At 69.2% G+C, this 22,833-nt stretch carries 21 protein-coding genes; 9 read left to right on the top strand and 12 right to left on the bottom strand.

The features are described 5' to 3' along the window. Positions 1-107 precede the first annotated feature (107 nt). Both ON38_RS11460 and ON38_RS11465 read left to right on the top strand, forming a co-directional pair. Complete coding sequence (locus ON38_RS11460; RefSeq protein ID WP_039824665.1) at positions 108-590, top strand: MarR family transcriptional regulator; 483 nt, start codon at positions 108-110, stop codon at positions 588-590. A gap of 103 nt (positions 591-693) precedes the next feature. Beyond that, positions 694-1,902: an MFS transporter gene (locus ON38_RS11465; RefSeq protein WP_373281209.1), complete on the top strand. Its 1,209-nt coding sequence runs from the start codon at positions 694-696 to the stop codon at positions 1,900-1,902. A 96-nt stretch (positions 1,903-1,998) separates the two neighbouring features. Here ON38_RS11465 and ON38_RS11470 read toward each other — a convergent pair whose 3' ends face one another. Further along, positions 1,999-3,420 carry a hypothetical protein gene (locus ON38_RS11470; protein WP_051164613.1) on the bottom strand — a complete coding sequence of 474 codons (1,422 nt, stop codon included), beginning with the start codon at positions 3,418-3,420 and terminating at the stop codon, positions 1,999-2,001. 296 nt (positions 3,421-3,716) lie between these two features. Here ON38_RS11470 and ON38_RS11475 point away from each other — a divergent pair, with 296 nt between their 5' ends. Beyond that, positions 3,717-4,763: a YdcF family protein gene (locus tag ON38_RS11475; protein ID WP_157181733.1), complete on the top strand. Its 1,047-nt coding sequence runs from the start codon at positions 3,717-3,719 to the stop codon at positions 4,761-4,763. Between the two features lie 67 nt (positions 4,764-4,830). Here the strand turns inward: ON38_RS11475 and ON38_RS11480 are convergent, their stop codons facing one another. Continuing rightward, positions 4,831-5,259: a DUF4440 domain-containing protein gene (locus ON38_RS11480; protein ID WP_051164620.1), complete on the bottom strand. Its 429-nt coding sequence runs from the start codon at positions 5,257-5,259 to the stop codon at positions 4,831-4,833. Between the two features lie 54 nt (positions 5,260-5,313). Continuing rightward, positions 5,314-6,291, bottom strand: a complete 978-nt coding sequence (locus tag ON38_RS11485) for an oxidoreductase (RefSeq protein ID WP_039824670.1) — start codon at positions 6,289-6,291, stop codon at positions 5,314-5,316. Between the two features lie 54 nt (positions 6,292-6,345). Between ON38_RS11485 and ON38_RS11490 the strand changes: the two genes are divergently transcribed. Next, positions 6,346-6,753, top strand: coding sequence for a MerR family transcriptional regulator (locus tag ON38_RS11490; protein ID WP_039824673.1), 408 nt, complete (start codon positions 6,346-6,348; stop codon positions 6,751-6,753). Positions 6,754-6,928: 175 nt separating this feature from the next. On the opposite strand, the gene ON38_RS11495 is transcribed toward ON38_RS11490, so the two are convergent. The 4 genes from ON38_RS11495 to ON38_RS11510 form a co-directional block, all read right to left on the bottom strand. Continuing rightward, on the bottom strand, positions 6,929-8,257 hold the full coding sequence (locus ON38_RS11495) for an FAD-dependent oxidoreductase (protein ID WP_039824675.1): 1,329 nt from the start codon (positions 8,255-8,257) through the stop codon (positions 6,929-6,931). A 62-nt stretch (positions 8,258-8,319) separates the two neighbouring features. Next, on the bottom strand, positions 8,320-9,108 hold the full coding sequence (locus tag ON38_RS11500; protein ID WP_039824758.1) for an SDR family NAD(P)-dependent oxidoreductase: 789 nt from the start codon (positions 9,106-9,108) through the stop codon (positions 8,320-8,322). Positions 9,109-9,146: 38 nt separating this feature from the next. Further along, positions 9,147-10,190 carry an extracellular solute-binding protein gene (locus ON38_RS11505; protein WP_245564005.1) on the bottom strand — a complete coding sequence of 348 codons (1,044 nt, stop codon included), beginning with the start codon at positions 10,188-10,190 and terminating at the stop codon, positions 9,147-9,149. A 122-nt stretch (positions 10,191-10,312) separates the two neighbouring features. Then, entirely contained in the window at positions 10,313-12,259 is a 1,947-nt protein-coding gene (locus tag ON38_RS11510; protein WP_051164614.1) for an oxidoreductase, read from the bottom strand. A gap of 121 nt (positions 12,260-12,380) precedes the next feature. Between ON38_RS11510 and ON38_RS11515 the strand changes: the two genes are divergently transcribed. From ON38_RS11515 to ON38_RS11535, 5 genes are read left to right on the top strand one after another with little or no spacing between them, the layout of a single operon-like run. Continuing rightward, entirely contained in the window at positions 12,381-13,418 is a 1,038-nt protein-coding gene (locus tag ON38_RS11515) for an ABC transporter substrate-binding protein (protein ID WP_039824678.1), read from the top strand. A gap of 37 nt (positions 13,419-13,455) precedes the next feature. Further along, a complete protein-coding gene (locus ON38_RS11520; protein WP_039824680.1) occupies positions 13,456-14,238 on the top strand; it encodes an SDR family NAD(P)-dependent oxidoreductase in 783 nt (260 codons plus the stop codon). 1 nt (position 14,239) lies between these two features. Further along, positions 14,240-15,403 (top strand): ABC transporter ATP-binding protein, encoded by a 1,164-nt coding sequence (locus ON38_RS11525; RefSeq protein WP_039824683.1) that lies wholly within the window; start codon positions 14,240-14,242, stop codon positions 15,401-15,403. After that, complete coding sequence (locus tag ON38_RS11530; RefSeq protein WP_039824685.1) at positions 15,403-17,103, top strand: ABC transporter permease; 1,701 nt, start codon at positions 15,403-15,405, stop codon at positions 17,101-17,103. Before ON38_RS11525 ends, ON38_RS11530 begins: the two co-directional genes overlap by 1 nt. Before the next feature lie 43 nt (positions 17,104-17,146). Beyond that, entirely contained in the window at positions 17,147-17,911 is a 765-nt protein-coding gene (locus ON38_RS11535; RefSeq protein ID WP_039824687.1) for an SDR family NAD(P)-dependent oxidoreductase, read from the top strand. Positions 17,912-17,969: 58 nt separating this feature from the next. On the opposite strand, the gene ON38_RS11540 is transcribed toward ON38_RS11535, so the two are convergent. The 5 genes from ON38_RS11540 to ON38_RS11560 form a co-directional block, all read right to left on the bottom strand. Beyond that, the gene (locus tag ON38_RS11540) at positions 17,970-18,827 is read right to left on the bottom strand and encodes an SDR family oxidoreductase (protein ID WP_039824690.1); all 858 of its coding nucleotides are present in this window, start codon (positions 18,825-18,827) and stop codon (positions 17,970-17,972) included. A 343-nt stretch (positions 18,828-19,170) separates the two neighbouring features. Further along, positions 19,171-20,190: an MBL fold metallo-hydrolase gene (locus ON38_RS11545; protein ID WP_039824693.1), complete on the bottom strand. Its 1,020-nt coding sequence runs from the start codon at positions 20,188-20,190 to the stop codon at positions 19,171-19,173. Continuing rightward, on the bottom strand, positions 20,187-20,522 hold the full coding sequence (locus ON38_RS11550; RefSeq protein WP_039824695.1) for an EthD domain-containing protein: 336 nt from the start codon (positions 20,520-20,522) through the stop codon (positions 20,187-20,189). The genes ON38_RS11545 and ON38_RS11550 overlap by 4 nt, the downstream gene beginning before the upstream one ends. A 72-nt stretch (positions 20,523-20,594) precedes the next feature. Then, positions 20,595-21,218, bottom strand: a complete 624-nt coding sequence (locus ON38_RS11555; protein ID WP_039824698.1) for a TetR/AcrR family transcriptional regulator — start codon at positions 21,216-21,218, stop codon at positions 20,595-20,597. A gap of 43 nt (positions 21,219-21,261) precedes the next feature. After that, positions 21,262-22,776 (bottom strand): class I adenylate-forming enzyme family protein, encoded by a 1,515-nt coding sequence (locus ON38_RS11560; protein ID WP_039824700.1) that lies wholly within the window; start codon positions 22,774-22,776, stop codon positions 21,262-21,264. Positions 22,777-22,833: the final 57 nt, after the last annotated feature.

The following is a 22,833-nucleotide window of genomic DNA, read 5'->3' on the forward strand; positions in this document are numbered from 1 at the left end:
ATAATATGAGAACAATATAATACGGAGTTCGTAGTAAAGGCAAGAGGGGCGATCTTGCCGGCGTATCGGCCCCGTATTATCGGAGTTCCAGATCATGTGAGGGGTGTATGACCGAGGCGGATCCGGGAGTGGCCCGGCAGCGCAGACAATTGACCGCCGCCGTGAAGGGTTCGTTGCGGGAACTGCGGGTGACGCTCGCCCTGCTGAACCACCGGATCGGCACGCGCGTGGAACTCAAAGATGTCGATCTCGACTGCCTGGACATCCTCGGAAGGCAGGGTCCGCTCAGTCCGAGTGGTCTGGCGCGGCTGGCCGGCCTGCACCCCGCGACCATCACCGGAATACTCGATCGGCTGGAACGCGGCGGCTGGGTCGTGCGGGAACGTGCCCCGGGCGATCGGCGCGCGGTGAACGTACGGATCGTTCCCGCCCGCAACGCGGAAATCTTCCGGCAGTACGCCGGTATGAACGCGCTCATGGACGAACTCTGTGACGGCTACACCGATACCGAACTCGAGCTGATTGCCGATTTCCTGCACCGCGCCGGCGCGGCCGGGCAGCTGGCCACCGACCGCCTCACCTCCGAATAAGGCTTTCGCACCGGACATATCGGTCGCCACGGTCGCCCCGCGGGTGCCTCAACTCACAACTGTGCCCGGAACCCTCCCCGGTCGCCGCCTGTTGCACCAGAGCGTGACTTCCACCGCTACCACCACGGCGAGCGCCACTCCCGTCGCGCCCGCCCGCACCAGCTGGCACATACCGGCGATGCTGGCCCTCGCGCTCGGCGGCTTCGGTATCGGTACCACCGAATTCGTGACCATGGGGCTGCTCCCCGATATCGCCGGCGCGTTCTCGGTCTCCGAGCCGACCGCCGGGCACGCGGTCTCCGCCTATGCGCTCGGGGTGGTGGTCGGCGCCCCGGTGATCGCGGCCGCCTGTGCGAAGGTGGCGCGTAAACGGCTGCTGGTGGCCCTCATGGCGGCTTTCGCGATCGGCAATCTCGCCTCCGCGTTCGCGCCGAACTTCGCCACCATGGTCGCCGCCCGGTTCGTCTCCGGGCTCCCGCACGGCGCCTATTTCGGCGTCGCCTCGCTGGCGGCCGCCACCCTGGCGCCGGCCGGGCAGCGCGCCAAAGCCGTGGCCGCGGTGATGCTCGGGTTGAGCACCGCGAATGTGGTCGGGGTTCCGGCGGCGACCTGGCTGGGGCAGCATCTCGGGTGGCGCAGCGCCTTCGTGGTGGTCGCCGTGATCGGGGTGGCCACGGTGGCCGCGCTACTGCGCTTCGTCCCGCCGCTGACGGCGTTCGTGACCACCAATCCGCTCACCGAACTGGGCGCGCTGCGCCGCCCGCAGGTCTTGCTCACCCTTGCGGTGGGTGCCATCGGCTTCGGTGGCATGTTCGCCGTCTACACCTATGTGAGCACGACACTCACCGATGTCGCGGGCATGGGAGCGGGCCTGGTACCGCTGGTACTCGCGCTTTTCGGGGTCGGCATGGTGCTGGGCAATATCGGTGGGGGCGTGCTCGCCGATCGCGGGGTGGACCGGTCGATCTTCGTGGCCATGGGCGCCATGGTGGTCGTACTGCTCGGCTTCGTCGCCGCGGCCCACCACCCGTTCACCGCCGGGATCGGTGCCCTGCTGGTGGGCGCCACGGGCGCCGCGCTGGCTCCCGGACTGCAGACCCGGCTGATGGATGTGGCCGCCGACGCGCAGACCCTGGCCGCGGCCCTCAACCACGCGGCCCTCAATATCGCCAACGCCGCCGGCGCCTGGTTGGGCGGTCTGGTGATCGCCGCCGGTTACGGCTATACGGCCCCGGCGCTGGTCGGCGCGGGTCTGGCCGCCCTCGGCGTCGCGCTGTTCACCGTGACCGTGTGGGCCGCCCGCCGCTCGTAACTCCTGCTCGGGCACCTCTCGAGTCGCCGGCAGCGCTCACGCGCCTGCCGTCGGTTCGAGGGCGGTCCACCCCGGCGACCCGTTCGGGGCCGGTACTCAGGGCGCGATCCGCAGCATCCGTCCGACGGTGGCCTGCCAGTACGAACGATCGGGGCCGATGGTGCCGGTGAGCTGCAGGGGCTCGTCCAGCGGCGCGATACCCACCGCCCGGTGTGCCCGCAGCTCACCGGTGCCGAAATCCACCGCCGTGTAGTACACCGGACCCACCTGCTGGATCCCGCCGCCGGGTGGGAGCGGCCCGTAGGAGAGCCCGTAGATCAGGCCGTCCGCCCGTGACAGGCGGGGTAGCGAAGCCATCCGATCTCCGGTCTCCCAGATCCGGCGGCATCCGGTCGCCGACACATCGATGCGGGTCAGACCACCGGTGAACACCGCATTGGGCGGATCACTGGGACCCGATGTCGCGGCCGGGGGATAGCCGAACCCGTAGGTGCTGGGGATCACCAGGGAATCGCCCCAGGCCATCGGCGAGTTCTCGGTGCCCTGCCCGGAGGTCGCGAAGGCGGGGATCCGGCAGACCGGCGTTCCATCGTCGGCGCGGTAGACGAGCAGGTCCGGGCGCTCGGCATCGTCGACGATCGCCACCCACTCGTCACCGCCGGGGCCGAAATAGGTCGGCGTGGTCCCGGAACCGGGGCCGAGCTGGCCGGGTTTGCGTACCGTGCCCGCCGTGTAGGACTGCCGCCAGACCACCTCGGGCATCCCCGAGGCCCCGGCCCTCATCTCGTAGAGCGCGCGCGTGGTGAGCACCGAGGTGCCATCGCGGCGCACGCTCAGCCCGTTGGTGAGTTTCTCGCCCTCCGGCACCCGGGTGGTCGCCACGTGGCCGGTGGCATCGACGGTGCCGATCACGCCGCCGGTGGTGGCGAACCACACCCGGCCCCGATGGTCGGGCGCCACACCGGTGATGGCGTCACCGGCCGGAATACTGCCCGCGATATCGACCCGCTCGTCGACGAACAGCTCCCAGCGGTTACCGGCGTCGCGCCGATGCCCTACCCGGACGATCGCCCCCGACCCGTCGGCGACGACCACTCGGTCGCGGCTGTCGAGGTATCCGTACACCCCGCCCAGCAGACCGCCTTTGGTCAGCTGCACCGAGGCGACCGGGGCCGCGGAGACCGGATCGAAGAGTTTCACCGTCGGTACGGCCACTCCGGGCGGCGTGAGTCCGAGGTAACCGGTGCACAGCGCCACCACCATCCCGTCGGAGGCGACGAACGTGGCGCTGCACGCCCCACCCGGGACCGAGGAAGCGGCGAGCCGGCCGTCCGGTCCGGGGCCGGGATGCCCGGTGCTGTCGGTGGAGGCGAGATCGCCGTGGATGAGCGAGGTTCCGGCCGGCCCGAGATCGGGTATCGCCGGATCCGCGGCCGCACCGCCGGCGGCCCCGGCCATCAGCAGCACGGACGCCGCCACCGGAAACACCCGGCGCACGAGTGCGCTGTAGCTCCGCATCGATCACTTCCTTCTTCTCGCCGCGCATATCCGGATCCGCTCCGCCGGAGGGGATCCGAGGTCGTAACGAGGCCGGATTCTCACTGCGGGCAGCATACGGGGGAGTGGGGAAGACCGGGTGTTTCCCGGGCTTCGCCGAACCGGTAGGAACGGCGCTCGGGCAGGTGGTCACCGGGTGGACGCCCGCACTCGCCGGGGGCCGTATTTTCTTCTCGCCGAGGGCGAACGACGGGCAACATTCCGGGTATCCGGCCGGGTAGCGGCAGTTTTCGACCGCACCGGTGGAGGAGGAGACAGTGGATCCTGCGGTATTGCTGATGGCGGGGTGGGCGGCCGGGGTGTTCGGCGCCACCCGGCTCGGCCGAGAGCCGCGCCGACTGTCCACGGGGTTCTTCCTGCTGGCGGCGGTCGCGCTGGTCCTCGCCGGTGCGGGTGCCGCGGTTGCGCGACTGGCGGAACCGACCGGCCCGCAATCGATTTCGGTGCTTCTGGGCGCACTGTTCTCGCTGGCTGTGATCGTCGTGGGTCTCGGGCTGCTCACGAACGGGGTCACCGTCACCCGGCGCGAAGGGGTGCGACCCACCACGCTCACTCCGGTGGTGGTGGGCCTCGGTCTCCTGCTGCTACCCGTCGCGGCGGCGCTCGCCCTGCGGCGTGGCCCGGCGGTACCGCACTGGCTGATGCTCATCGCCGCGACGGCCACCCTGGTGGGCATCTATCTGCTGGCGCATCTGCTCGCATTCGCCGGGCACGCCGTGCTCTACGGCAAACTGCCGGACGAGACGGGCGCGGATGCAGTGGTGGTCCTCGGCTGCGGCCTCAACCGGAATCGGGTCACCCCCTTGCTCGCGGCCCGCCTGAACCGCGCGATCCGGGTCTACCGCGCCGAAACAGCGAGCGGGCGGACGCCGATTCTGGTCACCTCCGGCGGTAAGGGCAGCGACGAGGCCCGCAGTGAGGCCGACGCGATGGCCGCCTACCTCGTCGCGGCCGGCGTCGCCGAGACGGCGATCCTCCGGGAACGCCACTCGCGCAACACCGAGGAGAATCTGCGCAACACCCTGGACCTGCTCCAGCGGCACGGGCTCGATACCGCGGAGTCCCGTATCACGGTGGTCACCAGCAACTTCCATGTGCTGCGCGCGGCGGCGCTGACCCGCCGTCTCGGTCTCCGGGCCCATGTCGTCGGCGCCCGTACCGCGCGCTATTTCCTCCCGGCCGCGTTCCTGCGCGAGTTCGCGGCCGTCCTCACCACCCACTACCGCCGCACCCACCTGGCAGTGGCCGCCGCCACGGTGGTCGCGCTCGCCGCCGCCGGGATCGATGCCTACTCGTCCATATGAGGCCTCGACCTTCCGGATACCGCACCCGGGGTTCCGGCGCACCTGGTCGGGCGAGGGAGCGCGCGAGTTACTCCGGTGCGAGTGCCGTTTCGCAGACTGTCAGCCAGCGGTACCGGCCCGGGTCCGGGTCGGCGCGCAGCACCGCGGTGGTCCGCCGGTACTCCCTGCTGTCGCCGTCGTGGTGCTCTTCCACGAAGCGCACCACGGCGAGATCGTCCGAGGCGTGGACTGTTTCGATATCCGACACCTCGATGACCAAGCCCGGTCGGCTGTTGCGGGCCCGGTGCAGTCCGGCGAGCAGTTCGGTTCTCCGCACCACCGTTCCTGTGACCGTCACCATCGAGAAATCGTCGTGCTGGGCGTCGGCGAAGGCATCCAGCACCTGCGGAGAGGCGGGTGTACCGAGCCAGGCGGCCAGCAGCGAGTGAAGCCGCTCGATCTCGGGCCGCGCATCGAACGGTTCGGCGGTAGGCGACAGTCCGCTCGTATCGGTCATATCCGGCACAGTACCGGCCGTGAGCGGCGCCGACCGGTACCCGTTCCCGGTCTCCTACCGATGCCGAGCCGGGGAGTCGGCGAACCCGTCGACTCCGGTGAGCTCGGCGGACAGCGCCCACAGCCGGGCCGCGGCGTCCGGGTCGATCGCCCACGGTTTGACGCCGCCGACGAGCATATCGTCCCCGCCGGCCGCTTCGGCGATATCGCAGTCCTGGCAGTACGCGCCCCCGTAACCGTCCAGCAGTGGCGAGGTGGCGGCCCATACCGCGGTGGCCGCTCCCTGCGCCGGGGTCTTGAAGCCTTCGGCGATACGGCCGTCGTCGGTGAGCCAGCCCTGGGCGAGCTGTTCGGACCGGGGAATGCGCCGCTGCAGCGGTGTGAGGATACTGCCCGGATGTACCGCGAACGCGTGCAGTCCGTCGGCTGCGCCGAGTTCGTCGAGGTACACGGCGAACAGAGCGTTGGCGGTCTTGGACTGCCCGTACGCCGCCCAGTGGTCGTAGTCGTGGTGGAAATGAGGGTCGTCCCAGCGGATGCCGGAAAGGAAATGCCCGGACGACGACACCGAGACCACCCGCGCACCGGTCGGGGCGAAAGCGCGCCGCAGTGCGGTGATCAGCGCGAAGTGGCCGAGATGATTGATGGCGAAATGCGCCTCCCAACCGGGCCCGATATGCCGGACCGGATAGGCCATCACGCCGGCGTTGCCGATCACGATATCGAGTTCCGGACCCTGCTCCCGGAACCTCTCGGCAAATACGCGAATACTGTCCGGGTCGGCCAGATCCAGTGGCAGAACCTGTGTGCGCGGGATGTCCCGCAGCGCCGCGGCGGCCACCGCGGGCCGGCGCGCGGGCACGATGACCTGTGCTCCCGCCCGGGCGAGCGCGGCGGTCGCCGCCAGCCCGAGCCCCGAGTAGCCGCCGGTGATCAAGGCGTGGCGGCCGGTGAGGTCGAGACCTGTCAGGACGTCGTCCGCGGTGCTGCGGGGACCGAAACCCGAGCCGATCCTGTGCTGTGTCGTGCTCATGAGTCGAACGCTAGGATCTAGAGTGCGGTCTAGGTCAAGTAACGGGGTCGAGGTATGAGCGAACTGTCCATCGGGGACGTGGCGAAGGCGACCGGTCTGGGCATCCACGCACTGCGTTTTTTCGAACGGGAGAAACTGTTTCTGCGGCCGATCCCGCGGACCGCGGGCGGGCGCCGGGTCTACGACACCGCCGATGTGGAATGGCTGCTGTTGTGCAAACGGTTGCGTGACTCGGATATGCCGATCGCGACCGTGCAGAGGTTCGCCGAGTTGGTGCGGGCGGGTCCGGGGAACGAGGCGCAGCGTTTGGCGCTGCTGGAGGAACACCAGCAGTCGGTCGAGGCCAGAATGGCCGAGCTCGCTGCGAGTCTCGAAATCATCCGTGCCAAGGTCGGCACCTATCGCGAGCATATGGCCGAGGGGACCGCGGCGGGCCTCTGGTCTCCCGGAGGGCAGGGGTAGGACGCCGGTCACGGCAACCTCTGTGTGGTGGCGCGAACCGACCCCATGTCGGGTTCGGCGGTGAGTGCGGATCGGTGTCGCGGGCCCGAATCGGGGCACCCGGCAGCGAACCGGGCCCGCGTGGCCGGCGCCCGCCGCCCCGAATTCGGGTGGCGGGCGAGCGCTCGGGCCGCGCTCAGACCGCGACCGGCCGATCCGCCGCGGTATCGGCCGCGGCGAGGCCGAATACCAGCGCCGGTGCGATACCGCCCGCGTACGCGTTGTCGTAGAGACCGCCGATATCGGACCCCGCCGCGTACAGACCGCCGATGGGCCCGCCCGCCGCGGAGAGGGCCCGGCCGGCGGCGTCGATGCGGATTCCGTGGAACGGGAAGGTCAGCGCCGGACAGGTTTCGATGATGTAGTAGGGGCCGCGGTCCAGCGGTTGGGCGTCGTGGGTGCGGGTGGGGACCACCGCGTCACCGGCAGCGTTCACCGCACGGATCTGTTCGGCGATGGCGGCGCCGTCATACCCCCATTCCTCCGGCAGATAGGCGAAATCGTCCAGGGTCTCGGCGATTCCGCACCGCCCCTCGCGCCGCCGGGTGAGGTCGAATTTGTCCACCGCCACCGCACCTTCGACATAGCTGCCGAGCACCCGGTCGCGGTAGACCCGTTCGTCGGCGACGAGTAGTCCGCGGGCCTGCGGTTGTTCGAGCAGCCGCATGGCGGTCAGGTGATCGCCCAGGGTCTCGTCGGTGAAGCGCCGGTTGTCCAGGTTGAAAAGCAGGGCGTGTTCGCTGTAGTACAGCGACAGTGCCACGAAATCGGCGGGGTCGCGGAACGGGACCTGCGTCGGCACGAGATGCCCGTAGAAACCGGAGTTGGGCCTACCGGTGGCGGCACCCACGCCGGTGGCCAGCCGCAGCCCGTCTCCGGCGCTGGCCGGATTGGAACGCAACTGCATGGCCGGCGCCTGTGGATGGATGTTCGCGGCGACCAGTTCGGCATCGGCCTGGAAGCCACCGGTGGCGAGTACGACCGCCGCGCTGCGGATCTCGAGCTCGGTACCGTCGGGCCGGCGGATCAGGGCCCCGGTGACGGTGTCGTCGCGGGTCAGCAGCCGCACGGTCTCGGTGCCGGTGAACAGCTCCCCGGTGGCGGTGATCCGGCGCCGGCATTCGTCGATGTACTGGTTGGTGTCGAATTGATGCCCGATCCCGTACCGCAGCACCGGCACCGGGTCACCGCACTGCACCCCGAGCGCGCGGATCCAGGCGAGGGCCGCGGGAAACCCGTCGACCAGCGCGTGGCGCAGCGCCGGATCACCGTCCGGGTTCACCTCGTCCATCACCTCGTGGGTGGGCGCGGTCCAGGCGTAGCCCGCGTACCGGGCCGACCCGCCGACGGTATCGGCCTTCTCCACCACCACGACCGAGCGTCCCCGGTCGAGGGATCGGGCGGCGGCCGTGAGCCCGGCCATGCCCGCACCGATCACCAGCACATCTGTTTCGATCGTCCGCATTCGTGTTTCCTTGTCGCTCGTTTCGCGGGCGGGCGCCCGTCGTGGATCCGGGGCCGGACGGCTCATACGGTGAACCTGCCGCCGTTGCTGAGCAGGACCGCGCCGATGACATTGGCGGCGCCGGGGGAGGCGAGATACAGGATGTTGTCCGCCAGTTCCGCGGCGGTCGCGTACCCGCGCGAGGCGCCGTCGGCCATGGCCGCACGCAGATGCGCCGGGGTCCGGGCCGCCATCCCGGTGTCCACCGGACCGGGCGCCACGGTGTTCACGCGGATACCGAAATGCGCGACCTCCTTGGCCACCGCTTGGCTCAGCGCGTGCATGCCCGCCTTCGAGGCCGCGTAGTGCGGGTATCCGGTGAGAGTGTCGAAGGCCGCCGACGATCCCACGGTGACGATCGCGCCGCCCCCGGTCGCCTTCATCGCGCGGACCGCCGCACGCAGCACATGGAAGGTGCCGTCCAGATTCACCGAGAGGATCCGCCGCCACTGCTCGTCGCCGAGGTGGGTGAGGACATCGGCGGGTCGGTTCTGTTCGGCTGCCTCGTGGATCCGCTGTTTGCTGTGCGGATCGTCGACGCCCGCCGCGTGCACCACCACATCCACGCGGCCGTGATCGTCGAGCACTGTGGCGAAGGCGCTGTCCACCTGGGCCGAGTCGGCCACGTCCAGTCCGATCGCGGTCGCGCCGGTGATATCGGCCGCGGTACGCGCGGCCGCCTGCCGGTCGATATCGCACAGGTAGACCGCCCGGGCTCCGCGCCGGGCGAGCAGCCGGGCGGTGGCGGCGCCGATGCCCGAACCCGCTCCGGTCACCAGGGCCACCTTGTCGCCGAACTCTGCCGCTGTCATATCCGTCTCCTCGTCCGCTGCCTTTCGCGTCTCGCCGGTCACTGGAAAATGTCCTCCCATTCGTTGCGATAGCGTTCGGCGCCTTCGCCGATCGTGACCTCGAGGTTCTGGTCCGGGACGTCCTGCGCCACCGTCAGTGCCCCGTCGATGCCGGGCAGGACCGCGCCGTAACCGCGTGAGGTGGCCTGCTGGCCCGGCCGGCTCACCATGAAATCGGCGAGCACCTGGGCGGCGTTGGGGTGCGGTGCCGAACCGAGCGCCAGTCCGTACCATCGGGCGCCCCACACATGCGGGCCCTCGGTCCAGTCGACCGGCGCCCCCGCGGCCCGTTCGGGCAGCATCGGATTGCACATGAGCGCGGCCACGATCTCACCGGAGGCCAGTGCCTGTCCCAGCGGCTGGCTGCTCGGGTAGATCCGCGGACTGTTCTGCGCGAGGCGCCGCAGGAAATCGCGTCCGCCGTAGTTCTGCTCGATGTGGTCGTAATAGTCGATATAGGTCGGCGAGGTGGCCGGGGTGACGATGCCGACCTTGCCTTTCAGGGCGGGGTCGAGCAGATCCTGCGCGGTGCGGATGCCCTTGGGGTAGGCGGCGGTGTTCCAGCCGAAGCCCAGGATCACCGCACCCTCGAGGAAGAACTTGCCATCGATGATGCTGTCCGCGCGGCGGTATTCGGGCGCGTCGAACGCGGGCCCGACCACTTCCACCGCCGAATCGGTGCCCTCGGCCTTGTGCATCCAGGCCACATCGGTGATGACCGCGACGTCACCGGCGCCCTTACCGGTCCGTGATTCCGCGTCGATACGGGAGAGCAGGTCGGCATCGACGCCGCGCACGACGGTGAGATCGATCCGGGGATAAGCGGATTCGAACGCCTTTTCCAGATTCGCGAGCATCGGCTGGGCCTGGGTGGAGTAGATCGTGACCGCGCCTTCGGCGTTCGCCGCGGCGACAACCTCGTCCCAGGTGCCGGAGACGGGCCGGGAGACCTGACCGGTGCCGCCGCAGCCCGCCAGGGCCAGGGCGAGGGAGCCGACGACCGCGGCCATCCGCAGCACGCTCGCGCGCAGGGTTTTTCGCATGGATACCTCATCATTTCGATCCGATGTCAAGGGATATAGACGCCGTGGGGCAGGTGGTTTCGGGCGACCGGACGCGTCCGAGCGCCGCAAGAATGTGGATCGGGCGTCGGCTCCGGGGCCGATCACCCGGCCCCGACGCGTGACCGGTGGTCGCTGCCGATGACGGCCGCCGCGGCGGCGCGACCCTCGGCCACGGCATGGGAGACCCGCCGGGGCACCACCGCATCGCCGATCACCTGGATACGGGCGTGCGCCGATTCCTTCCGGAACGACTCCCAGCCGATGGCTCGTCGTTCGCCCGCGACCACCACCCGGTCGCAGGGCAGTTCGGTCGTGCGGCCGGAGAGCAAGTTCCGGTAGGTGACCACGGTCTGCGACTCCTGCCGCGTCACCTCCGAGACCGCGGCCTCGACGACGAATTCCACCGGCCGGCCCGCCAAACGCCGCCGCAGCTGGACCCGGCTCTCCGCCGGGATGCCGGCGGCCACGGCCGGTCCGGGAACGAGTACGGTGACCTGGCCCGCGCCACCCGCCAGGGCCGCCTCCACCACGCCGAGAGCGGGCCAGTAGCCGAATCCGTCGTCGACGACCACCACCCGGTCGCCCGGCCATATCTGCCAGGGGTCGACCAGGGCCGCGGTGGTGGTCGCGGTACCGGGAGTCGCGGTTTCGACGGCTCCGGTCGCCAGGATCACCTCGTCGTAATCGGCGAGATCCGCCGGGCGGGCGCGGTATCCCAGTTCCAATACCGCGCCGCCGAGATTGTCCTGGTAGTAGCGCAGCAGCGCCGACCAGCCGGTCCGGTTCGGAGCCTGTGCGGCGGTGCGCAACTGCCCGCCGATCCAGCGGCTCGCTTCGAAAACGGTGACGGCATGGGTCGGGGCCAGCCGGAAGGCGGCTTCCAGTCCCGCGGGCCCGGCACCTACGATCGCCACCCGCGCCGCCCGCTCCGGGGCCGAGCCGAATCGCAACGGCCGGGCCGGTCGTGCCGACCGGCCGGGCGGGGCCAGGTCCGGGTTCACCGAGCAGAGCAGGACGGGGGTGAACGAGCGGCAGTCCTCGTTACAGGAGACACACGGCCGGATCCGGGTGTCGTCGCCGCGCAGCAGTTTGTGCGCGATATCGGGGTCGGCGACGAACGGGCGCGCCATGCCGACCATATCGGCGCCCGCGGCGAGTGCCGCCTCGATATCCGCCCGGACCCGGAACGCCTGGGAGACCAGCAGCGGCCGGTCGGTGGCCGCGCGCAACCGGCGCAGTTCCGGCAGGAGCGGAGGCCCGGCGGTCGCCATATCGCGGACGTAGGTGGTGCGGACACCGACCGTCACATTGATGTAGTCGAACATGTCCAGCAGCGGCAGCACTTCGCATAGGCCGTCGATGTCCATCCCGGCCTCTTCGGCGCCGTCGATCGAGACGCGTACGCCGAGCACCAGGTCCGGGCACGCCGCGGTGATCGCGCCGTGCAGCCGGTGCAGTATGGCCGCGCGTCCGCCGACGGTCCCGGCGTCCGGGCGGGTGTTGGAGGCCGCGGACAGGAACTGGGCCAGCAGATACCCGTGCGCGGCGTGCAGTTCCACCGCGGCGAACCCCGCCTCCGCGGCGTGCCGGGAGCTGCGCACGAAGGCCTCGACGAGCGCGTCGATATCGTCGTCGGACAGCACCCGCGCCCGCACCGGCTCGCGGGGAGAACGCACCGCCGAGGGCGCCACCGGGTGCTCCCAGATCTCCGCGCCCAGTGTTTCGCGTCCCAGGTGGACCAGCTGGCACACCGCCACCGCGCCTTCCTCGGTGATGGCCCGGGCGCGCCGGCGCAGTCCGGGCAGTCCCGCCGGATCCGAGGCGTCGGTGATATTGCCGGTGCGGTTGCCGGAATCCGAGCCGACCACGGTGCCGCCGGCGATCACCATGGCCGCGCCGCCGGCTGCGCAGCGCCGCCAGTAGTCCGCGTCACCGGGCTGGGCCGTACCCGCGCTGACCGCCCCGGACCCGTGCGCGGTGGCCACGAGGCGGTTGCGCAGCGTGAGGGCGCCGATCCGCAGGGGGGACGACATATCAGGAGTGGGCACCGTTCCTCCTTGAACTGGATTCACTTCATATTATTGCCACACAGTGATTGACACCACAATGGGTATGGCATAGTTTCAAACTGACATCAGTTCAGTTCTGCGGGATGTGGGTATTCGCACCATGAAGTTGTTGTTCAAGGCCACGGCGGCCGCGACGGCCCTCGCTGTCATTTCGGTTCTCACCGCGTGCGGGGGGAGCCCCGGCACCACCGGACCCGTATCGGGCGCCTGGTCCGACGTCGAGGCGGCCGCCGAAAAAGAGGGCAGCGTGCTGCTCTACTCGAGCCAGAAACCCGCCAACCTGGAACGGCTGGAGAAGGCCTTCGAAACGAAGTATCCGCGCATCGACCTGGAGTTCGTGCGCGGTACCGACGCCGATATCAACCCGCGGGTGGAAACGGAGAACCGCACCGGGCGGGGCACGGCCGACGTCCATATGCTCACCGACGCCACCTGGGTCGCCAATGCCGCCGAATCGGGCAGTTATTCGGCCGAGCTGGTCGGCCCGCATCTGCAGGCACCGGAGTACCGGCCCGAAGTCAGTGTGCTGGAGAACCGGTTCGCACTGAGCAGCGCGGCCGTCTTCGCGCTCGGCTGGAACACCGCTGCGGTACCGGGCGGTCTCCGTACTCCGCAGGACCTGCTCGATCCGAAGTACCGGGGCAAGATCGGCATCGTCAACCCCACCGGTATCGCGTCCTACGTCGATCTCTACCGCTTCTACGCCCGGACCTACGGCGAGGACTACTGGGACCGGATCGCCGAATTGAAGCCGCGTATCTATCCGAGCGCGCTCGGCATCGCCCAGGCGCTCACCTCCGGTGAGATCGTGGCGACCCCGTCGGTGCAGCCACTGGTCACCGAGGTGGCGGCGGGCGCTCCGGTCGACTGGGCGCTGCCGTCGCAGCCCTGGGGAACCCCCTGGTACACCCACGCGCTCAGCGTCGCGCCGCATCCGAACGCGGCGCAGGTCCTGGTCGACTTCATGACGACCCGGGAGGGGCAGACCGCCCTCAACGACGGGTACGCCGCGGCGCTGCCGGATATCCCGGGCGCGGTGGTGCAGGCGCAGGAGATCGCCGCTCCGGATACCGCCGACCTCACGCCGGACCAGGTCGCCGCGTACTCGCAGGAATGGGCGCGGCGTTTCCAGAGCTGACCGGGCTCCGACACACACCGACCGACGAAGGACAGGCATGGACAACAGGGCCGAGCCCCTGCGGGGCACCCACGTGCTGGTCACCGGGGCTTCCGGTGGGATCGGCGGCGCGACCGCCGAACTGTTCGCCGCCAAGGGCGCGACCGTCTATCTCACCGATGTGGACGATATCGCGGGCCGGAAACGGGCGCTGGCACTCGGTCCCCGAGCCCGCTACCACCGCCTCGACGTCACCGACGAGGGCGACTGGCACGCCGTGGCCACCGCGATGGAGCAGGCCGGGCACCCGATGAACGTACTGGTGAACAGTGCCGGGACCGCACTGAAGGCGCCGCTGGCCCAGACCACGCTCGCCCAGTTCCGCCGGATGATCGACCAGCATCTGGTCGGCACGTTCCTCGGCCTGCGGGCCGCCGCGGCGGCCATGACCGGCGGGGGCACGATCGTGACGATCTCTTCGTTGCGCGGGGTCCTGGCGACGGCCGAACTCGGCGCCTACGGCGCGGCGAAATCCGGTGTCCGGGCGCTGACCAAGGTCGCGGCGCTGGAATTGGCCGAGCAGGGGATCCGGGTCAATTCCGTCTGTCCCGGCAGTATCACCACCGAGATCACCTCGGCGCCCGGTTTCGCCGCCGACGATATGGAGACATACGTCCGCAGTATTCCGATGCGGCGCCGCGGCTCGCCCGACGAGGTGGCGGCGGTGATCGCATTCCTGGCGACCGCCGACAGCAGTTACGTCACCGGTATCGACCTCCTGGTCGACGGCGGGACCGCCGCCGGTGCCCGCACCCCCAAACTTTCGACCCAGAAGGCATGAGATGACGTCGCAATTCACCGTTTCCGGCCTCACCAAGACCTACGGCGCGAATATCGTCGTCGACCAGCTCGATCTCACCATCGAGGAGGGTGAATTCCTGGTCCTGTTGGGGCCCAGCGGATGTGGGAAGACCACGACCCTGCGGTGTCTGGCCGGCCTGGAGAATCCCCAGGGCGGTTCCATCGCGTTCAAGGACCACACGGTATTCGACGCCGCTGCCCGCGTGAACGTGCCCGCGCACAAACGCAATATCGGCATGGTCTTCCAGTCGTATGCGCTGTGGCCGCATATGACGGTGCGCAAGAACATCGGCTATCCGCTGAAAGTGCGCAAGATGAAGGAAGCCGTCGCCGAGGGCGCGGTGGAAGCCGCCGCCCAAATGGTCGACTGCGGGCAACTGCTCGACCGCTACCCCTCGCAGCTCAGCGGCGGCCAGCAGCAGCGGGTCGCGGTGGCCCGCGGCCTGGTGGCGCGGCCCGATCTGGTGCTCTTCGACGAGCCGCTCAGCAATCTGGACGCCCGTCTGCGCGATCAGGTGCGCACCCAGATCCACCGGCTGCACCAGCAGCTCGGTTTCACCGCGGTGTTCGTCACCCACGACCAGTCCGAGGCCTTCGCACTCGGCGACCGTCTGGCCATCATGAAATCGGGCAGGATCGAACAGTACGACACGCCGGAACGAGTGTTCGAGAACCCGATATCGGACTATGTCGCCGCCTTCATCGGGATGAGCAACCGGTTGTCGCTGCGGCGCGGCCACGAGGGCTGGAGCACCGCGGCGGGGGATCCGATCGATCTCACCCACGCGGTGGTCCGTGAACGTGCCCACGAGGGCAGCGCCGCGGTGGCCAGGTTGCGGCCCGACGATGTCGTGCTGCACGCCACGGCCGATGAGGTACCGCTGGGCAATGTGGCGCTGCACGCCGAACTCGTCACCTACGAATACGGCGGCCGCTATTTCGATGTCACCGTCGAAACCGGCGGTGAACAGCTGATCCTGCGCGCGCCCGCGGCCCAGCACAGTTCGGCGCTGCGCGGGAGCCGGCCGGGAGCGCCGCTGGTGGTGAGCTTCTCGCCGGCGAGCCTTCGGGTCTTCCCGGCCTCGGGTGAGACCCCGGTCGCGGCCCCCGAGCCGGTGGCCGTCCCGGCGGGAGGGAACGCCTGATGGCCACCGTGTCCACGACCACCGCGGGCCGTTCGTTCGCCGTCCCGGCGCAGTGGCGCTCCCGCCTGGGCTACCTCGCCCTGCTGGCCGTCCTGGGTTATCTGGTGGTGCTGCCGATGATCCGGCTGCAATCGCTGGCCTTCGAGGACGGCGCCCGCGGCTATCGCGCGCAGTACACCCGCTTCGGTATCGGCGAGACCATCCAGACCACCATCGCGCTGGCGCTGGGGTCGCTGGTGATCGCGATGGTGCTCGGCACCCTGCTCGCCTTCGCCGCGAGCCGGCTGCCCGATCGGCTCGGTTTCCTGCGGATCATTCCGATCCTGCCGATCGTGATGCCGGCGGTGGCCAATATCGTCGGCTGGGCGTTCCTGCTGTCGCCGGGGCCGGGCTATCTGAATGTGCTGCTGCGGAAACTGCCGTGGTGGAGCGGTTCGGACTCCGGGCCGATCGATGTCTACACGGTGCCGTGGATCATCATCCTGACCGGTTTCGGACTGACCTCGTTCGTCTACCTGTTCGTCAGCGCCGGCATGCAGAACATCCGCGCCGAACATCTGGAAGCCGCGCAGATCAGTGGATCGTCGACCACCGGCGTGTTCTTCCGGGTGGTGCTGCCGCTGTTGCGCCCCTCGCTGATCTACGGCGGCGGTATCGCCCTGCTGCTCGGGCTGGGGCAGTTCACCGGGCCGCTGCTGCTCGGGCAGAACTACGGCGTGAAGGTGCTGACCACCGAGATGTACCGGCGGGTGTCGGAATCACCCTCGAATTTCGCCGCCGCCGCGGCGGCCGGCTCCCCGCTGGTGATCTTCGGTCTGGTGCTGGTGCTGATCCAGAAAGGTCTGCTGGGCAACCAGTCCCGGTTCGTCACGCACGGCGGCAAGGCCTTCGCCCCGGCGGGCGGACGGTCACTGTGGGCCACCCTGACCATCGTCGTCTACGCGCTGTTCGCACTGGTCATCCCACTGATCGGGCTGGTCATCGTGTCGTTGACGCCCTACTGGTCGGGTTCGCTGTCGTGGGATCTGCTGACGCTGGACAACTTTCGCACCCTGGCCGCCGACAATGCCATTGTGGAATCGGTGCTCACCAGTGTGTCGACCTCGCTGGCCGCCGTGGTCATCTGCGTCCCGCTGGGTTATCTGATGGCGACCCTGCTGGTGCGGGGACGGCAGTTCAAGGTGCTCGCCCTGCTGGCCGATCTCGTCACCGCGCTGCCGCTGGGAATTCCCGCGGTCATCTTCGGTGTCGGATTCCTGCTCACCTACACCGAACCGCCGCTCATCCTGTACGGCACCAAAACCGTCATCATCCTGGTCTACATCGTGTTGATGCTGCCGTACGCGACCCGAATGCAGATGACGGCGATGCTCTCGCTCGGCACCACCTACAGTGAGGCGTCGGCGACCAGCGGCGCGTCACCGCTGGTGACGAACCTGCGGGTCATGCTGCCGCTGATGCGCCCCACCATCCTCAGTGCCGTGGCGCTGATGTTCATCCTGCTGACCCACGAATTCGCGGCATCGCTGCTGGTGCGGGCCTCGACCACCCAGGTGATGGGCACCCTGCTGTTCGATCTGTGGCAGAACGGGTCCTATCCGCTGGTCGCGGCCATGGCGCTGCTGATGACAGCGGTCACCACCGCCGGTGTCGCGGTCGCGATGCTGGTGGGCGGCCGGAACGTACTGAACAAACTGTGATGCGGGAGAGCCACCTGCGGTCACCGGAACAGAAAGGGCCGCGATGACAACGGGAGTCGCGAGGCTGCGGGACAAGGTCGTCCTGGTGACCGGGTCGACGGGCGGGATCGGCGTGGAGATCGTGCGCCGGCTCGCCGCCGAGGGTGCCGCGCTGGTGGTGACGGACCTCGGCGAGGCCGCCTGTGCCGACCTGGTCGCCGGTCTCGACGAACCGGACCGCCACCTCACCCGGCCACTCGATATCAGCCGGGAGGACGAGTGGCGGGAGAGTGTCGCCGCGGTGCGGCGGCGGTACGGACGGCTCGACGGGCTGGTCAACAATGGCGCCATCGGCAGCCTCGCCTCGGTGGTCGAGGAAGACCTCGAGCGCTACAACCGGGTGATCGAGGTCGGCCAGACCGGGACCTGGCTGGGAATGAAACACGCGGGTGCCATGATCGAGGAGAGCGGGGGCGGGTCGATTGTCAATCTCTGCTCGATTCTGGGCACGGTCGGCGGACTGGGAAACAGCCTCGCCTACGCGGCCGCCAAGGGTGCGGTCCGGACGATGACGAAGAACGCGGCATTGCACTGGGCCACGAAAGGGGTCCGGGTGAATTCGATCCATCCGGGCTTCATCGAAACCGACCAGCTGCGCGCGCGGTACGAGGGAACCGAGCGCCATCGGGCGATGCTGGCCCATACGCCCATGGGCCGGCTCGGCCGCGCCACGGAAGTCGCCGCCGCGGTCGCCTTCCTGGCCGGGGACGATTCCACCTTCGTCACCGGCACCGAACTCTATGTGGACGGCGGCTGGACCTGCGCGTGAGTCCGCGACCCGGGTCACTCCATCGGATGAGGGTGGAGTGGCCCGGGCCGTCTGTGTCTCAGCGGAAGGCGGACACGTTGCGGGCGACCCAGTCCTCGAAGGTCCGGGCGCGGGAGCCGGTCACCCGAGTGACGGTGTCGCGGACCGCCAGCAGTTCCTCGTTGATATCGCCGCCCGTCACATCGAGGAGCGCGTCCGTGGTCCGCGGACCCAGTTGCGGAATCATCCGCTCCCGCGCCCGGGCCCGATCGATTTCGGTGAAGGAGATCCGCTCCCCGAGTGCCGCCGCGATCGCGTCGACCTGCCAGCGCGGGCTGATCCGGGCAGGTCCGGTCAGCGCGTACGTGCGCCCGCGATGCCCGCGCTCGGTCAACGCCACCCGGGCCACCGCGGCGATATCGGCGGGATGGACGGTGGGTAGCCCGATATCGGCGAAAGGCACTTCGACGCTGCGTGTTTCACGGATCGAATCCGCCCACCACAGGGCATTGGACGCGAATTGAGTGGGACGCAGGATCGTCCAGTCCATACCGCTGGTCTCGAGCAACCGTTCCACCGCGGCGTTCTCCCGGGCAGGCTCCAGATGGGGGTGGCTCTGCACCGTGATCGAGGAAACCAGCACGACATGCTCGACGCCGGCATCGCGGGCCGCGGCCAGAACGGCGGCATCGTCGCCCACCCGGGACACCAGGAAGAGCGCGGTGACGCCCGCGAGCGCGGACCGCAGTGAGTCCGGCCGGCGCAGGTCGGCGCGGACCGCCTCGACCGTGCCGGGCAGCGTGGCACCGGACGGATCGCGGGTCGCGGCGCGGATGTGCAGGTCGCTTCGCTGGGGGAGTTGCCGCAGCAGTTCGCTGCCGATATTGCCGGTGGCGCCGGTCACCAGAATCGTCGTGGACGGTCGTGAGTCGCTCATGGACGCTACGCTAGGAACTCAACATTAGTTGAGGTCAACTTCGGCTGTCGCGGTGTGGATCGGCAGGAGCGGGCGTTGCGTCGGTACGACGGCGTAGGGGGCCGACTTCGGCACCGTGGCGTTCCGGTGCCTCTGCCCCGGACCTGTCCTCGCATGCGAGCGGGAACGCCGATATGAGTCGAACCGCCCGGTGCAGAACGATTCCGGTGATCGAAGGTTCATCCCTCGGACAGGATTTTCCCGAGGGCTCCGTGGTACCCGGCGGTGGGTGGCCGACACGCTGACATGGCCGAGCCGGTATCGGTGTGGCTGCCCGCGGCGAGGGTTTCCCTGCTGTGGGTGTTCAGTGTGGGAGGCGGAAGATATCCACACCGTCGATATCGTCCGCGGCGAGGATGTCCCGCGCCACGAGGACATCCAGGTGGGCCATGGTTTCGCAGGTCGCGACCATCTGGTTGAACGTGTCCAGGGTGGCGAAGGGGCGTTCCCGGCGGGTCCAGGTCAGGGCCTGGGCGACTTCGTAACCGGTACACGGCGCGAGATCGGTGACCGCGGTGCGTATCTGGTCGAATCTGCGGTCGTGGTGGGCGAGTAGCGCGCGGGCCCGTTCGCCGGCGCTGCCGCCGTGGGGGCCGTGTGCGGGCAGCATGGTCCGGTCGTCGTCGTCACACAGCAGGGTCAGCGAGTGCAGGAACTTGTCCAGCGGCAGTTCCCAGGTGCCGAGTTCGAAACCGATGGACGGCGTGATGGAGGGGAGCAGATGGTCGCCGGTGAACACCAGCCGGCGCCGGTGATCATGGAAAACCGTGTGCCCCTTCGTGTGTCCGGGGGTTTCGAGGACCTCGATTTCGTAGCCGCCGAGGGATACCGGGCCGGGCCGCAGCCAATGATCCGGTGTCTCCCAGTCCGCGATATCGAAAGGCTCGCCGGCGCTGCCGAGATAGGCGCGCGCGGCGATACCGGCCGCTCCCGCCCGCCGGAGTTCCCGCAGCGAGCTCTCCGGGACATTGTTTCCCAGGGCGCGCACCGCCTCGAGGCCCACCGACTCGCCGGGACCCAGATGGATCCGGCAGCCGTGCCGGCGGCGAAGTTCCACCGCGAAGGTGTAGTGGTCGCGATGGATATGGGTGACCAGGACATCGTGGATCTCGCCGGGGGAACGGCCGATGCGCGCGAGTCCGGCGGACAGTTCGTCATGGGTGTGCGGGCGGTGCCAGCCGCCGTCGATCAGCACGAGTCCGTCGTCGGTCTCGACGGCGTAGACATTGACCGCGCGCAAGCCGTCCTGCGGTAGCTGCAGCGGTATGCGGTGAATGCCCTCCGCCGCCGGATAGCACCCGGGTTCGGCCCAATGGGCGCTCATGCGCCGCTGCCGGCCAAGGGCACCATGGTCTGTTCCTCGCCGTACCAGATCATCCGGCGACCGCGCATGGCGCCGACGTGGTGGACGGCCGCTTTCCATTCCGGACTGGCCAGCGCGGAATCGAGCGCCTCCCGGGATTCGAAGCTCAGGATCGACAGCCCGTCCCATCCGGCGGACCGTTCGTCGAAGCTGTCGAGCAGTTCGGTGTGCTGCCAGCGCAGCAGACCGGGCAGGGGGTAGGTGACCTCGGCGTGTTCGCCGCGCCACCACTCGATGAACTGGTCGTGGGTCCAGTCGCTGGGGCGTGACGCCAGAACGATGAGGTTGTACATGGAAATATCCTAACTGAATTCTGTTCGGTTTCGCAGGGTAAGCGAGAGGGCGCGCGCCCTGCTCGGCGGTTGTTACGCGCGCACCATCCGCACCGCGGTTTCGGTGACGGTATCGGTGATCTCGGCGAGGGTGAGCGCGCCGTCCGGGCGGTACCAGCGCCAGACGCTGATCACCACGGCGAGGACGAGCCGGCCGAGCACCCGCGGATCGTCACCGGTGAAATCGCCGGTCTCGACACCGCGGGCGATGAGGTCGGTCCAGTTCTGCTCGATCTCTTGGACCAGTTCGCGCGAGCGCAACCGTTCGGCTTCCTCTTTCTCGGATTGCCGAGGCGAGGCGAGCAGATCCATGTGGTTCTGCAGGATCCGCCGCTGCAGCGCATCGATGGGCTCCGCGCGCAAGGCCGCGGCCACGGCCGCACGCAATGCCTTTTCCGGGTTTTCCGTCCCCTCGACCGCCGCTTCGAAACGGTCCACTGAATCGGCCAATTCCAGCCGCATGATGGTCAGCAGGCAGTGCGCTTTCGATTCGAAATAGTGGTACAGCGCGGTCTGTCCGATTCCGACTTCGTCGGCGATGGAGGCCCATTTCGTATGTTCGTAACCGATTCGCCCGAATTGCTCGATCGCCGCGGTCAGGATGCTGCCGCGCTTCGAACGCGGGCTCTCCCGCCGAGCTCCGGTATCAACGGTCATGAGTGAAGTGCCCCCAGGATTCGGCTGTGTGGATGCTTCAACTCTACCCCACCCGATATGAACTCGAGTCGGCTGCGGCGAGTTGCGCGGCGAGCCGGACCGCGTCCGGCCGGGATAATTTCCCGACCCGATTCTGCGGCAGGTCGGCGACGGTGAACAGGTATTCGGGCCATTTGAATTTGGGGAAATCCGCGGCGGCGAGCTGCGCGGTCACCGTCGGCAGCGTCAGCTCATCGGTATCGGTCACGACCAGGGCCGCCGCGCGTTCGCCGAGCAGATCATCGGGGACCGGGACGACGCAGACCTGCACCACACCCGGTAGCGCCGCGATCGCCGCCTCCATCTCGTTGATATCGATATTGCGCCCGCCGCGGATGATGATCTGCTTCTGCCGCCCCATCACCCGGATGGAACCGTCGTCGGCCACCTCCACCAGATCACCGGTGGGCAGGAACCCGTCGGCGGTCAGCGCCGGCGCCACCGGGACGCCACCGCGGGCATACCCGACGAACAGCGAAGGGCCTTTCACCTGCGCATCGCCGATCTCTCCCGCGGGCAGCGGCGCGCCGTGCTCGTCGACCGCGCGGACGACCGTGCCCGGGAACGGACGGCCGTCACGCCCCAACCGGATCTCCGGCGCGTCGTCCAGCCGCGGTGTGGTGTGGCCGAGACACTCCGACATGCCGAACACCCGCAGGAAAGTGGTGCCGAGCTTCTGCTCGGCCTCGGCCAGCGCCCGCTGGTTCATCGGGCCGCCGCCCACGGTCATGGCGCGCATGGCCGACAGCTGCCCGGCGCTGCCCTCGACCACCGAGAGCTGCAGAGCCATGGTCGGGACCAGCATGGTCCACGCCACCCGGTGCGCGGACATCGCCGCGAGCGCGGCGCCGGGGGACCAGCGGCCGATGGTGACCATGGTGGCGCCGAGAAACGCCGGCAGGTACATACCGAAGCAGAACGCGGCCACCGAGGACAGCGGTACGAACGCGCCCACGGTCTCGCCGGGGCGCAGTCCGACCGCGTCGATCGTGCTGCGACACGCGTAGCGGATGGCGTCCTCGGACTGGACCACACATTTCGGCCGGCCGGTGGAACCGGAGGTCATCGCGATCGCGCTGCCACCGTGCCAGCGCCGGACGGTCTGGAACGGCGTGGCGCGGGCCAGCAGCAGGTGCTCGCCGAAGGCGGTGTCGCGGCGGGAGAAGACCTCCGTCGGGACCTCCCAGTGGCGCAGGGCCGCGGGGTCACCGATCACCAGATCCGGTGCGATGTCCTCGAGCGCGAGCCGGAACTCCGATTCGGTGGCGTGCGGGCTGAACACGGCGACCACCCCGCCGCGCAGGCCGACCGCCAGCGCCGCGGCCAGGGTCCGCCAGGTGTTGTCGGCCTGGATCAGCGCCGTGGGGGCGCGATCGTCGAGCGACGCCATCCGCTCGGCCAGCGCGTTCGCCGTCGCCATGACCTCACCCAGAGTGTGCTGTCCGAGTTCGTCGATCACCGCGATATCCGCCGGTGTGCGCCGCGCTCGTTCGAGCAGCTCCTTCGCCAGTACTCTCATCGCCCGTTCCTCGTGCCGCTGTGCTCTCTGTTTACTCGTTGCCACGCTCGCGCGGTG

Origin of the sequence: Nocardia testacea NBRC 100365 (assembly GCF_000308775.1) — a bacterium.
Classification (GTDB): domain Bacteria; phylum Actinomycetota; class Actinomycetes; order Mycobacteriales; family Mycobacteriaceae; genus Nocardia; species Nocardia testacea.